Below are 15,540 nucleotides of genomic sequence, written 5' to 3' on the forward strand. Positions count from 1 at the left end.
CGCCAGGCGCGCCGGCGAAGGCGATAAGGATCAGGTGAGGGCGATCGGTCCGAACGCAAGGGCCGACCAAGGGGATGGCCTCATGGGGTGCCTCAAGTTGCGGCAGGTGTCTGACACCCCTGAGACACCCGTTCAAGCTGAAGTGCATCTCACACGGGTGTCAGACACCGCGGAAGTTGCGGCAGGTGTCTGACACCCCTGAGACGCCCGTTCAAGCTGAAGTGCGTCTCACACGGGTGTCAGACACCGAGATCTACGCTTTAACCCGCAGCCCGTTCAGCCGCTTCAACCGTATTGACCAGCAGCATGGCGATGGTCATCGGACCCACGCCGCCGGGCACGGGGGTGATCGCGCCGGCCACTTCCTTGGCGGAAGCAAAATCCACGTCGCCGCACAGCTTGCCGTCGGCGCCGCGGTTGATGCCCACGTCGATGACGACGGCGCCGGGCTTGATCATCGAGCCGTCGATCATGCCGGGCTTGCCGGTGGCCACGACCAGCACGTCGGCGCGGCGGGTCTGGGCCGCCAGGTCGCGCGTCTTGGAGTTGCAGATCGTGATGGTGGCGCCGGCCTGCAACAGCAGCATGGCCATCGGCTTGCCCACGATGTTGCTGGCGCCCACGATGACGGCCTCAGCTCCGCGCAGGTTCACGCCTTCCGATTCCAGCATCTTCATCACGCCATACGGCGTGCAGGGGCGGAACAGCGGCTGGCCCGTCATGAGCAGGCCTGCGTTGCTGATATGGAAGCCGTCCACGTCCTTCTCGGCCGCGATGGCCTCGATGACCTTGTGGGCGTCCATGTGCTTGGGCAGCGGCAGTTGCACCAGGATGCCGTGGATGCTGGGGTCCTGATTCAGCACGTCGATGCGGGCCAGCAGTTCGGCCTCGGTCATCTCGGCCGGGTATTGCTCTTTCACGGAATGCAGTCCGGCCTTTTCGCAGGCCGCGACCTTGTTGCGCACATACACCTGCGAGGCGGGGTCCGCGCCGACCAGCACAACGGCCAGGCCGGGGCGGGTGCCCTTGGCGGCCAGGGCCGAAACACGCTGGGCGACTTCTTCGCGAATGCGCTGCGAGAGGGCCGCGCCGTCAATAATCCTTGCGGTCATGCGTGTGCCTCGGGTTTGGCCAAGGCCACTTTCATCAAATCTGCAACGGTGGTCACTTCAAGTTTTTCCATAATGTTGGCGCGGTGCGCCTCGACGGTCTTGATGCTGATGCCCAGGTCGTCGGCGATCTGCTTGTTCAAGCGGCCGGCGACGATGCGCTCCAGCACCTGTTGCTCGCGCGCGGTCAGGCGCGCCAGCATGGCTTCGTGGTCCTTCTGGGCCTGGTGCTTGCTCACGCGCTGCGTGGCCTGCTCCAGCATGCGCGCCACGATTTCGCGCAGGTCGGATTCGTTGAACGGCTTTTCCAGGAAGTCGACGGCGCCTTTCTTCATGGTGGACACCGCCATCGGCACGTCGCCGTGGCCGGTGATGAACACGATGGGCAGCGGCGCGTTGCGGATGATGAGCTGTTCCTGCAGCTCCAGGCCGCTCATGCCGGGCATGCGCACGTCGGCGATCAGCACGCCGATCTGGCTGGCGTCGTAGTCTTCCAGGAAGGACTCGCCGCTGGCGTAGGCGCGAACGCGGTATCCATTGGCTTCCAGCAGCCAGCGCAGCGAATCGCGGACCGCTTCGTCGTCGTCGACAATGAATACTGTGCTCGACAGGTGGGGCGTGTTCATGCGTGCAACTCCTCGGACTGATCGTTCTGGGCCTGCGTCTGGGTCGCAGCGCAGGGCAGGGTGAAGCGGAAGATAGTACCGCCGGCGGGATTGGGGTCAGCCCACAGGCGGCCGTGATGCGATTCGATAATGGTACGGCAGATGTTCAGCCCCATGCCCAGGCCCTGCGACTTGGTGCTGAAGAACGGTTCGAACAGACGCTCGGGTTCGGCCAGCCCGTGGCCGCGGTCCACGACGGCCACCTCGATATGCTGCTCGTGAAGAATTACGGCAACCTTAAGCTCGTCGGACTCGCTCTTTTCCATCGCTTCCAGCCCGTTCTTGAGCAGGTTCAGCAAGACCTGTTCGATCAGGATGGGGTCGGCCAGGACGTCGGGCGCGTTGGACGGCACGAAGCTGTCGATGCGGATGCGGCGCTTGCGAGCGTCGATTTCGGCAAAGCCGATGGCGTTGTCGACGATGCGGCCGATGGCCACGCGCTGGCGGCGCGGCTCGCTGCGCTTCACGAATTCGCGGATTCGGCTGATGATCTTGCCGGCGCGCTCGGCCTGCGAGGCGGCCTTTTCCAGCGCGGGCAGCAGCATGTTCGGACTGGTGTGGCCGGCCTTGACCAGCGCCACCGCGCCCATGCTGTAGTTGGCGATGGCCGTCAGCGGCTGGTTCAGTTCGTGCGCCAGCGACGAGGCCATTTCGCCCATCGTGGTCAGACGGCTGGTGAGCTGGATCTTTTCCTGCTGCACGCGCGACGCTTCCTCGTGGCCGCGGCGCTCGGTGATATCGCGCGCCACCTGCATGCGCACGCGGCGGCCGTCCGTCCAGGCCAGCATGCGGTGGTGCACTTCAAACCAGCGCTGCACGGACGGCGCAAAGACCTCGACCGATTCGTCGGTGAAGCGGCCGCGGCGGCCGGCCAGCAGTTCGTCGTGGCCGCCGGTCTGCGCGCCGAACACGCGGCGGTAGGTGCGGTTGGCAAACAGCAGCTCCAGCCCGTCATGCGTGTCGGCGGTGACCGAGATGGCGTCGTCCAGGCCTTCCAGCACGGTCATGAACCGTTCGTGGGCGGCGGTCAGGGCCTCTCGGATGCGCTTGGGCTCGGTGATGTCCGTCATGGACGTCATCCAGCCGATCTGATTGCCGTTGGGGTCCAGCAACGGCGACACGTACATGCGCGCCGTGAAGCGCGAGCCATCGCGCCGCTGGGCCTCGACCTCCAGGCCGCTGCTGGGCGTCTTGCCCGACATCAGCACGTCCAGCGTGTGCTGGTGCTGTTCGTGGCGGCCCGGCACCCAATACGGGAAGGGCGGGCTGCGGCCGATCAGGTCGGCCTCGTTCCAGCCGATCATCCGGCAGAAGGCCGGGTTCACATAGGCGATGCGGCCTTCCATGTCGAGCACGCGCATGCCCGTGGACATGGAGTTTTCCATGGCGCGCCGGAACCCGGTTTCGGCGATGAGCGCGGCCTCGGCGGTGGACCGGAAGCGGGTATAGCGCCACAGCATCAAGAGGCTGATGACGATGACGCACGACAGCGCCAGCACGACCCAGATCAGGCGTTGCTGGCGCAGTTCCTGGTCTATGGTGACAAACATGACGCTGTCGTCATGGATGCGCTGCAACCAGAAGAACACCGCCATCACACAGATATAGAGGATCAGCACCATCGCGGGCGTGACCCAGTACACCCCGCGCCGCCGGGTGCGGGCGTGGTCGTGGAAAGGCGTGGGTATGTTGGACTTGGGCGCGCTGGACATGGAATTCGGGGCCGGTAGACCGCGCATTTTAGTGCGTGTTGGGAGGGAATTGCCGGGAATCAAGTCCCCCATTCGGCCTAGACCATAAAAAGTATGGCGTTCAGCAATTCAGCTTGTGGTCAACTTTCCGCATTATGAAATGCCGTACCGCAACATGAAATTTTCCTTGCGACCGGTTAATCTTCTTTCTTAGAATGCCGCCTGACAGGAAACCCGCCCCTGGCAGGTCCTTTGAACACCCCGACCCCATGCATTGCATGGTAGCCCGGATGATCCCGGCTACCATGCAATGTCCGCGAGTAGATAAATAAGCGGGTGTGTGGTCACGACGAACCCCAACAGGAGACACACGATGTCCTCTAACGCCCAGGCTGGCGCCGTGCAGGCCGCCAACGACGAAGACACCCTTGAAACCCAGGAGTGGCTCGAAGCCCTGGCAGCCGTCCTTGATCGCGAAGGACCGCAGCGCGCCCATTACCTGCTGGAACGCCTGATCGACGAAGCCCGTCGCTCCGGCGCGCATATCCCGTTCTCGCCCAATACCGCTTACGTCAACACGATTCCGCCCGGCCTGGAGCCGGCGCACCCGGGCAACCTGGAACTGGAATCGCGCATCCGCTCGTACGTGCGCTGGAACGCCATGGCCATGGTGGTCAAGGCCAACAAGCACAACCCGCCCGATGGCGGCGACCTGGGCGGCCACATCGCGTCGTTCGCCTCGCTGGCCACCATGATCGGCTGCGGCCAGAACCACTTCTGGCACGCTGAAGACGAAGGCCACGGCGGCGACCTGGTCTACTTCCAGGGCCACACCTCGCCCGGCATGTACGGCCGCGCCTACCTCGAAGGCCGCCTGACCGAAGACCAGCTGAATCACTTCCGCCAGGAAGTGGACGGCAAGGGCCTGTCCTCGTACCCGCATCCGAAGCTGATGCCGGACTTCTGGCAGTTCCCCACGGTGTCGATGGGCCTGGGCCCGCTGATGGCCATCTACCAGGCCCGCTTCCTGAAGTACCTGCACGCCCGCGGCATCGCCGACACCAGCAACCGCAAGGTCTGGGTGTTCTGCGGCGACGGCGAAATGGACGAACCCGAGTCGCTGGGCGCCATCGCCCTGGCGGCCCGCGAAAAGCTCGACAACCTGATCTTCGTCATCAACTGCAACCTGCAGCGCCTGGACGGCCCGGTGCGCGGCAACGGCAAGATCATCCAGGAACTGGAAGGCGACTTCCGCGGTTCGGGCTGGAACGTCATCAAGCTGATCTGGGGCGGTTACTGGGATCCGCTGCTTGCGCACGACAAGGAAGGCATCCTGCGCCAGATCATGGAAGAAACCGTCGACGGCGAGTACCAGGCGTACAAGGCCAACGACGGCAAGTTCGTCCGTGAACACTTCTTCGGCAAGCACCCCAAGCTGCTGGAAGCCGTGTCGCGCATGAGCGATGAGGACATCTGGCGCCTGAATCGTGGCGGCCATGACCCCCACAAGGTGTACGCGGCCTTCAAGTCGGCCAGCGACCACACCGGCCAGCCGACCGTCATCCTGGCCAAGACCATCAAGGGCTACGGCATGGGCCACGTCGGCCAGGCCAAGAACCCGACCCACCAGCAAAAGAAGCTGGAGCTGGACTCCATCCGCGAATTCCGCGACCGCTTCGGCATCCCGATCCCGGACGACAAGCTGGAAGACCTGCCGTACTTCAAGCCGGCCGAAGACTCGCCCGAAATGAAGTACCTGCACGAGCGCCGCGCCGCGCTGGGCGGCTACCTGCCGCGCCGCCGCGCCAAGGCCGACGAGCAACTGAAGGCCCCCGCGCTGGACGCCTTCAAGGCCGTGCTGGAACCCACCGCGGAAGGCCGCGAAATCTCGACCACCCAAGCCTTCGTGCGCATCCTGAACCAGGTGCTGCGCGACAAGGAACTGGGTCCGCGCGTCGTGCCGATCCTGGCCGACGAATCGCGTACCTTCGGCATGGAAGGCCTGTTCCGCCAGATCGGCATCTACGCGCCGGAAGGCCAGAAGTACACCCCGGTCGACAAGGACCAGGTCATGTACTACAAGGAAGCGGCCGACGGCCAGCTTCTGCAGGAAGGCATCAACGAAGCGGGCGCGATGAGCTCGTGGATTGCGGCGGCCACGTCGTACTCCTCGAACAACCGCATCATGATCCCGTTCTTCATCTATTACTCGATGTTCGGGTTCCAGCGCATCGGCGACCTGGCCTGGGCCGCGGGCGACATGCAGGCGCGCGGCTTCCTCCTGGGCGGCACCGCCGGCCGCACGACGCTGAACGGCGAAGGCCTGCAGCACGAAGACGGCCACAGCCACATCCTGGCCTCGACCATCCCGAACTGCGTGTCGTACGACCCGACATTCGGCCATGAGCTCGCCGTCATTATTCAGCACGGTCTGAAGCGCATGGTGCAAGACCAGGAAAACGTCTACTACTACCTGACGGTGATGAACGAAAACTACCCGCAGCCCGGTCTGACCAAGGGCGACGAGGAAGGCATCATCAAGGGCATGTACAAGCTCAAGTCGCACGGCAAGGGCAAGAACCGCGTGCAGCTCATGGGTTCGGGCACCATCCTGCGCGAAGTCATGGCTGCGCAGGAATTGCTGGCCGCCGACTGGGACGTCGCCTCCGACATCTGGAGCGTCACCAGCTTCACCGAGCTGCGCCGCAACGGTCTGGACGCCGAACGCCACAACATGCTGCACCCCGACGAGAAGAAGCCGCAGGTGGCTTACGTCACGGAACAGCTGGCCAAGACGGAAGGCCCGATCATCGCGTCGACCGACTACATGAAGCTCTTTGCGGACCAGATCCGTCCGTTCGTGCCCAAGGGCCGCGAATACAAGGTGCTGGGCACCGATGGTTTCGGCCGCTCGGATTTCCGCTCGAAGCTGCGCGAGCACTTCGAGGTGGATCGCCACTTCGTCGTCGTCGCCGCGCTGCGCGCGCTGGCCGACGAAGGCAAGGTGCCGGTTGCCAAGGTGGCCGAAGCCATCAAGAAGTACGGCATCAATCCGAACAAAGCCAACCCGCAATACGCCTGAGGGTAAAGAGACATGAGCAACATCGTGCAAATCAAGGTTCCCGACATCGGCGACTTCAAGGAAGTGGAAGTCATTGAAGTGCTGGTTGCCGTGGGCGACACGATCAAGGCGGAGCAAAGCCTGATCACGGTCGAATCCGACAAGGCCTCGATGGAAATCCCCGCGTCGCAAGGCGGCGTGGTGAAGTCCATCACCGTGAAGGTCGGCGACAAGGTCGCCGAAGGCGCGGTCGTGCTGGAAGTGGAAGAAGCCGCCTCCGGCGCCGCCAAGGAAGAGGCCCCCAAGGCCGACCCCAAGCCGGCCGCCAAGGAAGAACCCAAGCAGGCCGCCGCTGCCGCGCCCAAGGCCGAGGCCTCGGCGCCCGCGCCGGCCGCCGCCAGCGGCCCGGTCGAGATCGAAGTGCCGGACATCGGCGACTTCAAGGAAGTGGAAGTCATCGAAGTCATGGTCGCGGTCGGCGACACCATCAAGGCCGAGCAAAGCCTGATCACCGTCGAGTCCGACAAGGCCTCGATGGAGATCCCGGCTTCGCAAGGCGGCGTGGTCAAGGAAGTGAAGGTCAAGGTCGGCGACAAGGTCGCCAAGGGCTCGGTCGTGGTGGTGGTGGAAGGCGGTGCACAAGCCGCTGCCGCCCCGGCCGCGAAGTCCGAAGCCGCGGCGGCCCCGGCAGCAAAGCCGGAAGCCAAGGCAGAATCGGCGCCCGCGCAGGCTGCCGCGCCCGCCTCGCGTCCGGCGCCCGCCGCCGCCCTGGAAGACGCCAACCTCAAGCCCGGCCAGCTCCCGCACGCCTCGCCGTCCGTGCGCAAGTTTGCGCGCGAACTGGGCGTGAACCTCTCCAAGGTCAAGGGCTCCGGTCCCAAGGAACGCATCACCGCGGACGACGTGCGCGGGTTCGTCAAGCAGGCTCTGTCGGCAGCGCCGGCGGCCGCTGCTGCCGGCGGTTCCGCCGATGGCGCCGCGCTGGGCCTCTTGCCGTGGCCGAAGGTCGACTTCACCAAGTTCGGCCCGATCGAAGCCAAGCCGCTGTCGCGCATCAAGAAGATCTCGGGCGCAAACCTGCACCGCAACTGGGTCATGATCCCGCACGTCACCAACAACGACGAAGCGGACATCACCGACCTGGAAGCCCTGCGCGTCACGCTGAACAAGGAAAACGAGAAGTCGGGCGTCAAGGTCACGATGCTGGCCTTCCTGATCAAGGCCGTGGTCGCGGCCCTGAAGAAATTCCCCGAGTTCAACGCCTCGCTGGATGGCGACAACCTGGTGCTCAAGCAGTACTACCACATCGGTTTTGCGGCCGACACGCCCAACGGGCTGGTGGTGCCGGTGATCCGCGATGCCGACAAGAAGGGCATCCTGCAGATCGCCCAGGAAATGACGGACCTGTCCAAGAAGGCGCGCGACGGCAAGATCTCGCCCGCGGAAATGCAGGGCGGCTGCTTCTCGATCTCGTCGCTCGGCGGCATCGGCGGCACCTCGTTCACGCCCATCATCAACGCGCCTGAAGTGGCGATCCTGGGTGTGTCGCGCTCCTCGCACAAGCCCGTCTGGGACGGCAAGCAGTTCGTGCCGCGCCTGATCGTGCCGCTGTCGTTGTCCTATGACCACCGCGTCATCGACGGCGCCTCGGCCGCGCGCTTCAACGCCTATCTGGGTGCGCTGCTGGCCGACTTCCGCCGCATCGCGCTGTAAACGGGGAGCCCTATGAGCAATACCGTTCAAATCAAAGTGCCGGACATCGGCGACTTCAAGGAAGTGGAAGTCATCGAGGTGCTGGTGGCCGTGGGCGACACGATCAAGGCCGAGCAAAGCCTGATCACCGTCGAATCCGACAAGGCCTCGATGGAGATCCCCGCGTCGCAAGGCGGCGTGGTGAAGTCCATTGCCGTGAAGGTCGGCGACAAGGTCGCTGAAGGCGCGGTCGTGCTGGAAGTGGAAGCGGCTGCTGATGCTGGCGCCGCCAAGGAAGCGGCTCCCAAGGCCGATCCCAAGCCGGCCGCCAAGTCCGACGCGCCCAAGTCCGAGGCGCCCGCTGCGAAGGCCGCCGCGCCTGCCGCCGCTACCTTCAGTGGCTCGGCCGACGGCGAATACGACATGCTGGTGCTGGGCGCGGGCCCCGGCGGCTACTCCGCCGCCTTCCGCGCCGCCGACCTGGGCCTGTCCGTGGTCCTGGTCGAGCGCTACAGCACGCTGGGCGGCGTCTGCCTGAACGTGGGCTGCATTCCGTCCAAGGCGCTGCTGCACAACGCCGCCATCATCGACGAAGCCCGCGAGCTGGCTGCCCATGGCATCAGCTTCGGCGAGCCCAAGATCGATCTGGACAAGCTGCGCGGCTACAAGGACAGCGTGGTCGCCAAGTTGACCGGCGGCCTGGCCGGCATGGCCAAGGCGCGCAAGGTCACCGTGGTGACGGGCGTGGGCGAATTCGCCGATGCCAACCACCTGACGGTCAAGGGCGCCGAGGGCAAGACGCAGACCCTGCGCTTCAAGCAGGCCATCATCGCCGCCGGCAGCCAGTCGGTGAAGTTGCCGTTCCTGCCCCAGGACGAGCGCATCGTCGACTCCACCGGCGCCTTGCTGCTGCGTGAAGTGCCCAAGAAGATGCTCATCATCGGCGGCGGCATCATCGGCCTCGAAATGGGTACGGTGTACTCCACGCTGGGCGCGCGTCTGGACGTGGTGGAAATGCTGGACGGCCTGATGCAGGGCGCCGACCGCGACCTGGTCAAGGTGTGGCAGAAGAAGAACGCCTACCGCTTCGACAACATCATGTTGAAGACCAAGACCGTGGGCGCCGAAGCCAAGAAGGACGGCATCTACGTCACCTTCGAAGGCGAGGGCGCGCCCAAGGAACCGCAACGCTACGACCTGGTGCTGCAAGCCGTCGGCCGCAGCCCCAACGGCAAGAAGATCGGCGCCGACAAGGCGGGCATCGCCGTCACCGACCGCGGTTTCATCGAGGTCGACCGCCAGATGCGCACGAACGTGCCGCACATCTACGCCATCGGCGACATCGTCGGTCAACCCATGCTCGCCCACAAGGCCGTGCATGAAGGCCACGTCGCCGCCGAAGCCGCCGCCGGCCAGAAGTCCTTCTTCGACGCGCGCGTCATCCCGTCGGTGGCCTACACCGATCCGGAAGTGGCGTGGGTCGGCCTGACCGAGGACGAAGCCAAGAAGCAGGGCATCAAGATCGAGAAGGGCGTGTTCCCGTGGGCAGCCTCGGGCCGCGCCATCGCCAACGGCCGCGACGAGGGCTTCACCAAGCTCATTTTCGACGCCGAGACGCATCGCATCCTGGGCGGCAGCATCGTGGGCACCCACGCGGGCGATCTGATCAGCGAACTGGCGCTGGCCGTGGAAATGGGCGCCGACGTCGTCGACATCGCCAAGACCATCCACCCGCACCCGACGCTGGGCGAATCGGTGGGCATGGCCGCGGAAGTCGCCGAAGGCGTCTGCACCGACTTGCCGCCGATGAAAAAGAAGTAACGCGCCGCGGCTTGCCGCGTCTGCAATGGAAAGCGCCGCCCCTTTTTGAAGGGGGCGGCGTTTTTTTTATGGGTGCGCGGTTTGTGCGTGCGTGGTCAAGCGTCGATCCGTCGGTACGAGGCGGGCGAAAACCGCATTGCCAGCGCCAGCAGCATGACCGCGCCGGCCAGCATCACGATCCAGGCCTCGGTCAGGCTCGAAAACCGGTCGCGCAGCACGCCCGCCAGCAGCGGCATGAAGCTCGCAAGCACGTAGCCGCCGCCTTGCACGAACGCCGCCAGCATCCCCGCTTGCGCCGGATCGTCCAGGTGGTCCATCGCCACGATCAGCGACAGCGGAAAGAGCGCACCGATGCCAATGCCCAGGAGCAGGCACGCCAGCAGCGCCAGCTTGAGCGGTGCAAGAATCAGGCATGCCAGCCCGCAGATCAGGATCGTCAGCACAACGGCCAGCGGCTTGCGCCGGTCGGGAAACTTGCCGATCCACGCCGACACGGCCAAGCCCGCCATCACTTCGGCCAGCGTCAGGCCGCCCAGCAGAAGGCCTGCGGCGGAGGGCTCCCACCCAAGGCCGGTGTAGAACGGGGGCAACCACGCCAGCACCAGCGTGTACGCCCCGGTGCCGATGCCAAAGAACAGCATCAGTTCCCACGCCCGCAGATTGCGCCAAAAAGCGCGCGGGGCGGTGCGAGTTGTGCGGTGGCGGGGCGAAGGCGCATCAGCGCGATCTCGCGTTGCCTTGAACCACAACGGCAGCGCAAGCACGGCGGGCACGCTCCAGAACGCCAACGCGGCGGGCCAGCCAAAGCTGCCTGCCAGCCCCGCGGCGCTGGCCGCCGCGACGGCCGCGCCCGCCATGATGCCGGTGGTGTACAAGCCGAACACCCGGCCCATGTCATGCGCGAAATTGCGCTTGATGAAGGCCGGCAGCAAGGTCTGCACCAGCGCAATGCCCACGCCCGCCAGCGCGGCCGTCAGCAGCAGTCCGTACGTGTTCACGGCGGCGTAGCGCGATAGGCAGGCCAGGGCCACCAACGCGATACCCAGACCGATCCCGCCCCGTTCATTCAAGTATCTGGTAAGGCGGCCGCCGGCCAGCGCGCAGATTCCCATGACAAAGACGGGCAACGTCGTCAGCAGGCTGGCCTGCGTATTGGTGGCCCCCGTGGCCGACTGAATCATGTCCAGCAACGGCCCGATGGCCGCCAGCGCGGGCCGCAGATTCAGCGCCACCGCGACGATGGCAATGAGGACAATCAGGGGGCGTAACCGCACGCTCAACATAGATATCTCGACATCAAGTTATTTGATGTCGAAGTATATAGACGGCACGGTGCGCTCGGCAACGGGATATCATGGCTGCCAATATAAATAGCTTCATGCAGAGAGAACCATGACTGATCGTGCAAAGCGCGCGCAGGAAGAATGGCAACGCGAGCGGCCGGACATCGACGCCAACGTGATGGCGCTGGCGGGGCGCCTGCTGGAAGCCACGCATCTCCTGGAACGCAATTGGTTCCTGCCGCTGGCCGCGCAGTTCGAACTGCACCAAGGCGAATTCGACGTCATCGCCACGCTGCGGCGTTCGGGCAATCCGTACGCCATGACGCCCACCGACCTGCACGAGGGCCTGATGCTGTCGTCAGGCGCGATGACCAGCCGGCTTGACCGCCTGGAACGCAAAGGCCTCATCGAACGCGTGCCGTCGCCCAATGACCGGCGCAGCACGCTGGTGCGCCTGACACCGGCGGGCTTGGCGCTGATCGACAAGCTGCTGCCGCTGCACGTCGCCAACGAGCAGCAGGCCATGGCGTCGTTGTCGCAGAAGGAGCAGGCGCAACTGGATGGGCTACTGGCGAAATTAATTGTGGGCTTGGGACGCAAGCCGGGGGATTAAGCGGGTGCGCGCGGTGCAGGTTGCGTGGGTGTCGGACAGCGATTTCTTAGCGTAGGTGTCTGACACCCCGGAAGTGCGGGTGCAATCTGAGCCAACCCCCCCCACGGGTGTCAGACACCGGTCTGGCTAAAACACCATTTCGCGTACTCCTTGCGCCTTGTCTGCGGGTCCGGCCCCATCGCCAGATACAGGTCATGCAAGTCCAAATGACCGTCGTTGACAATGCCCATCCGCGCCCGATAGCTCGACCAACGGTAATCCGTGGCGGACACTGTCACGCCGGCTCGTACCGGATTCAATTCGATGTACCTGCAGCAGTCCAACAGATACTGCTCGGTATCGATCACCCGCGATTTGAACCGAGCCTCCCAAAGCGAGCCGGCGACGTCTCTGCGCGCATTCCAACGTCGCGTCGCACGTTGCGCGATTCGCTGCATCAGCATCGACAGCGTCCGCGGATCATCCTGGGGCGTCAGCAACAGATGCACATGGTTCGGCATCAGGCACCAAGCGTGCAGCGCGACGCCCAGGGTTCGGCGGTAATCGTGCAGATCTTCAAGATAAGCGCAATAGTCATTGGAATCATCGAACACAGGCCGCTGCCGATGGCCACGCTGGACGATATGGTGCGGTTGATGCGCAATAAGGATTCGAGGTCTTCTGGCCATGGCTGCACGCGAGTGAATGGAACAGCAGGCAGGATAGCGATTGCCCGGTCTGAGGGGCGCGTCGGAGAGACAACTTTGGCCCTGCGTATGGCGGTGCGCCGGTGTCTGACACCCTTGAGGCGGCGGTGCAAATTGAAGGTGATCTCTCCAGGGTGTCAGACACCTTGACCGATGCCGCATGGGAGCAGGGCGCTTTCTGCTGAACCTATCGATTGCGGGCCGGTGTCTGACACCCTTGAGGCGGCGGCGCAATTTGAAGGTGATCTCTCCAGGGTGTCAGACACCTTGAACCGGTGCCGCACGGGAGCAAGGCGCTTTCTGCTGACCGTATCGATTGCGGGGCGGTGTCTGACACCCTTGAGGCGGCGGCGCAAATTGAAGGTGATCTCTCCAGGGTGTCAGACACCTTGAACCGGTGCCGCATGGGAGCAAGACGCTTTCTGCTGAACCTATCGACTGCGGGCCGGTGTCTGACACCCTTGAGGCGGCGGCGCAATTTGAAGGTGATCTCTCCAGGGTGTCAGACACCTTGAACCGATGTCGCACGGGAGCAAGGCGCTTTCTGCTGACCGTATCGATTGCGGGCCGGTGTCTGACACCCTTGAGGCGGCGGCGCAAATTGAAGGTGATCTCTCCCGGGTGTCAGACACCTTGAACCGGTGCCACATGGGAGCAAGGCGCTTTCTGCTGAACCTATCGATTGCGGGCCGGTGTCTGACACCCTTGAGGCGGCGGTGCAATTTGAAGGTGATCTCTCCAGGGTGTCAGACACCTTGAACCGATCTCTCCTGGGTGTCAGACACCTTTTCAGCTTGCTAGGGCGCCGTGCAGCCGGGCATAAAAAAGCCGCCCGTGGGCGGCTGATCTTCGTTCTTTGCGTTGCGGCTGATTGCCGCGCGGCGGGGGTTTAAGCGTGCGTGTTGATGCGCGAGCCCAGCGTGCCGTCGATTGCCAGTACCGGCAGCGATTGCAGCAGCGTGGCGACCGAGTCGGCTTGGGCGTTGATTGCCTTTTTAGTCACCGATGCCTGGACCTCCATCATGAGATTCGCGTCGCGCAGGGCCAAGGCGGAATTGACGGTGTTGTTGACGGAAGCATCCATGGTCTAGGTGTCCTGGTGATGTGAGGCCGCGTTAACGGCCGAAGCAAGTCGCATTATGGGGCACGCCATTCGAATGATGCAAAACATTTCGCAATGATCGAGAGCCGCAGTGCATTGTGGCGGGTGTTCGTGGCGGGCATGTGACACGGCCTGGCAAGCTTTGGCTGCGTCGGGCAGGTGACGGCGACAGATTTGGCCCAGTCGGGCTGTGCCGGCGTTGCCACAGGCGCGGCTTGCGCCCTACGGCTGGGCCGGGCATTCCTTGACTTGGCCCCAACCTTGATGCGGTTCGCAATACTGCTTGCGCGCGGCCCAGGCGCAGTCCGGGCGCTCGAAGAAGCCCAGTTCGGCGCATCGTGCCAACTCGCCGTCGAGCGCGGCGACCCATGCCATCGGATCGGGGGCGGGAAACTCGGTGATGCGCAGCGTCGACTGCGGCCCGGCGTGTTCGCTGGCGGATGCCGCTGGCGCCGGATGATCCGGCGCTGCAGAGGATGCCGTTGACGTCGAACGATCCGGCGCATTCGAGGGATCCGCCGGCGCGGCACGATCCGGCCCGCCGGCGGAAGCCGTCGAGGCAGCCGCAGACCCGGCAGGTCCCGCTTCTCCCGTCGCGGGCGATGCCCCAGCGCGATCCGCGCCAGTCGATGCCCCCGACGGTGACCCCACTGCTGACGACGCCGATCCGATAATCTTCTCGCCTTGCCCGCCTGCCGGCGATGGCGCGGCACCCGTGCCCGCCGTGTCCGATTCCGGCGGCAGGGGAGGCAGCGGCGTCAGGGGCACGCGCACGGGACTGGCGGACGTGGCGCCCGACGGTGCGGTGTTGGGGGAATTCCAGGACACGACCAGCAGCACCAGCGCGCCGTAGATGGCCAGCGTATAAATCACGGTCACCGTCGCGCAGCCCACGCGGCGGCGCGTCATGGGTTCGCCGTCGTCGCGGCCGAACAGGCTGCGCCATCCGACCAGCGCCGCGCCCGGCGCGGAAATCAGCCACCAGCACAGGCGCTTGAACCAGCCCGGCTCCTGCCGCGGCAGCGAGGCCTGGACCTGTGCAGCAAGCAGCTCGCGCAGGGCGCGGTTCTCTTCGCGCAGGCGCAGGGTCTGCGTGTCCACCGGCCCCTGGTCATCTTGATCCGGAGTGCCGTCGTGCTGCGTAGCGAGTGGATCGGGAGGCGTGGCGGTCATGTCGTGAAAAATATAGATACAAAAGCTGCGGTCGCAATTATGAAGCATGTCCGCAAGGGGCAACCGGGGAATAGGACCGTAAATCGGCCGCTTGGCCCAACTTTCCGCCCCGCAGCCGAATCCTCCCGCCTCAGTCCCCTGTTGCTTCCCGCCGTCCCAGCAGCTGCATCGGATTGCCGCCCTGTATCGAATACGCCTCGACTTCGCCGCGCACAATCGTGCCGGCCGCGATCACGCAGCCCTCGCGCAGCACTGCGCCGTCCAGCAGCACGCAGTTGGCGCCGATCCAGACGTCGTCCTCGATCACGATGCCACCCTTGCTGGGCCTGAAGCCCTGTTCGCGGATGGGCAGATCGCGGCGGCGGAATTCATGGTTGGCGGGGGCGAAGGTGCAGTTGGCGGCCACCGCCACGCGGGCGCCCATGCGGATGCCGTTGCCGGTGTAGAGCACGCACCCGGAATTGATGACGCATTCCGGGCCGATCTCGACATCGCCCGCGCCGCCCGCGGGCTTGATCTTCACGAAGGAATCGATCACCGCGCGCGCGCCGACCACGATGCGCGTGCCGCGCGTCGAATCCTCGATATCTGCCAGCGCGGACACCCGCGCGGTGGGATCGATCTGGATCATGCTGCCCGCCGTG

General features: G+C 64.8%; 12 protein-coding genes. 4 read left to right on the plus strand and 8 right to left on the minus strand.

Going from position 1 to position 15,540, the window contains the following annotated elements; all coding sequences use genetic code 11:
• Positions 1-260: 260 nt before the first annotated feature.
• The 3 genes from folD to AC6LJW_RS20660 are packed head-to-tail and all read right to left on the minus strand — an operon-like array spanning position 261 to position 3,486.
• Complete coding sequence (gene folD, locus AC6LJW_RS20650; protein WP_498088163.1) at positions 261-1,112, minus strand: bifunctional methylenetetrahydrofolate dehydrogenase/methenyltetrahydrofolate cyclohydrolase FolD; 852 nt, start codon at positions 1,110-1,112, stop codon at positions 261-263.
• Positions 1,109-1,735, minus strand: a complete 627-nt coding sequence (locus AC6LJW_RS20655; RefSeq protein ID WP_056570132.1) for a response regulator transcription factor — start codon at positions 1,733-1,735, stop codon at positions 1,109-1,111. Before AC6LJW_RS20655 ends, folD begins: the two co-directional genes overlap by 4 nt.
• Positions 1,732-3,486, minus strand: coding sequence for a PAS domain-containing sensor histidine kinase (locus AC6LJW_RS20660; RefSeq protein WP_105238467.1), 1,755 nt, complete (start codon positions 3,484-3,486; stop codon positions 1,732-1,734). The genes AC6LJW_RS20655 and AC6LJW_RS20660 overlap by 4 nt, the downstream gene beginning before the upstream one ends.
• 352 nt (positions 3,487-3,838) lie before the next feature.
• Here AC6LJW_RS20660 and aceE point away from each other — a divergent pair, with 352 nt between their 5' ends.
• The 3 genes from aceE to lpdA are packed head-to-tail and all read left to right on the plus strand — an operon-like array spanning position 3,839 to position 10,039.
• The gene (aceE, locus tag AC6LJW_RS20665) at positions 3,839-6,547 is read left to right on the plus strand and encodes a pyruvate dehydrogenase (acetyl-transferring), homodimeric type (protein ID WP_056570137.1); all 2,709 of its coding nucleotides are present in this window, start codon (positions 3,839-3,841) and stop codon (positions 6,545-6,547) included.
• 12 nt (positions 6,548-6,559) lie between these two features.
• Complete coding sequence (aceF, locus tag AC6LJW_RS20670) at positions 6,560-8,239, plus strand: dihydrolipoyllysine-residue acetyltransferase (RefSeq protein WP_498088164.1); 1,680 nt, start codon at positions 6,560-6,562, stop codon at positions 8,237-8,239.
• A gap of 12 nt (positions 8,240-8,251) precedes the next feature.
• Complete coding sequence (gene lpdA / locus AC6LJW_RS20675) at positions 8,252-10,039, plus strand: dihydrolipoyl dehydrogenase (RefSeq protein ID WP_498088165.1); 1,788 nt, start codon at positions 8,252-8,254, stop codon at positions 10,037-10,039.
• Positions 10,040-10,134: 95 nt separating this feature from the next.
• On the opposite strand, the gene AC6LJW_RS20680 is transcribed toward lpdA, so the two are convergent.
• The gene (locus AC6LJW_RS20680) at positions 10,135-11,319 is read right to left on the minus strand and encodes an MFS transporter (RefSeq protein WP_498088178.1); all 1,185 of its coding nucleotides are present in this window, start codon (positions 11,317-11,319) and stop codon (positions 10,135-10,137) included.
• Positions 11,320-11,431: 112 nt separating this feature from the next.
• On the opposite strand from AC6LJW_RS20680, the gene AC6LJW_RS20685 reads away from it, so the two are divergent.
• Positions 11,432-11,935, plus strand: a complete 504-nt coding sequence (locus tag AC6LJW_RS20685) for a MarR family winged helix-turn-helix transcriptional regulator (protein ID WP_498088166.1) — start codon at positions 11,432-11,434, stop codon at positions 11,933-11,935.
• A gap of 110 nt (positions 11,936-12,045) precedes the next feature.
• Here AC6LJW_RS20685 and AC6LJW_RS20690 read toward each other — a convergent pair whose 3' ends face one another.
• The 4 genes from AC6LJW_RS20690 to AC6LJW_RS20705 all read right to left on the minus strand — a co-directional run bounded on the left by AC6LJW_RS20690 (position 12,046) and on the right by AC6LJW_RS20705 (position 15,527).
• The gene (locus tag AC6LJW_RS20690) at positions 12,046-12,603 is read right to left on the minus strand and encodes an REP-associated tyrosine transposase (RefSeq protein ID WP_498088167.1); all 558 of its coding nucleotides are present in this window, start codon (positions 12,601-12,603) and stop codon (positions 12,046-12,048) included.
• 907 nt (positions 12,604-13,510) lie between these two features.
• The gene (locus AC6LJW_RS20695; protein WP_056316520.1) at positions 13,511-13,705 is read right to left on the minus strand and encodes a putative motility protein; all 195 of its coding nucleotides are present in this window, start codon (positions 13,703-13,705) and stop codon (positions 13,511-13,513) included.
• 240 nt (positions 13,706-13,945) lie between these two features.
• Positions 13,946-14,896 (minus strand): hypothetical protein, encoded by a 951-nt coding sequence (locus tag AC6LJW_RS20700; RefSeq protein ID WP_498088168.1) that lies wholly within the window; start codon positions 14,894-14,896, stop codon positions 13,946-13,948.
• 130 nt (positions 14,897-15,026) lie between these two features.
• Entirely contained in the window at positions 15,027-15,527 is a 501-nt protein-coding gene (locus tag AC6LJW_RS20705) for an acyltransferase (RefSeq protein ID WP_427984476.1), read from the minus strand.
• Between the last annotated feature and the right edge of the window lie 13 nt (positions 15,528-15,540).

It is taken from the genome of Achromobacter sp. 1012554356, from assembly GCF_059760815.1.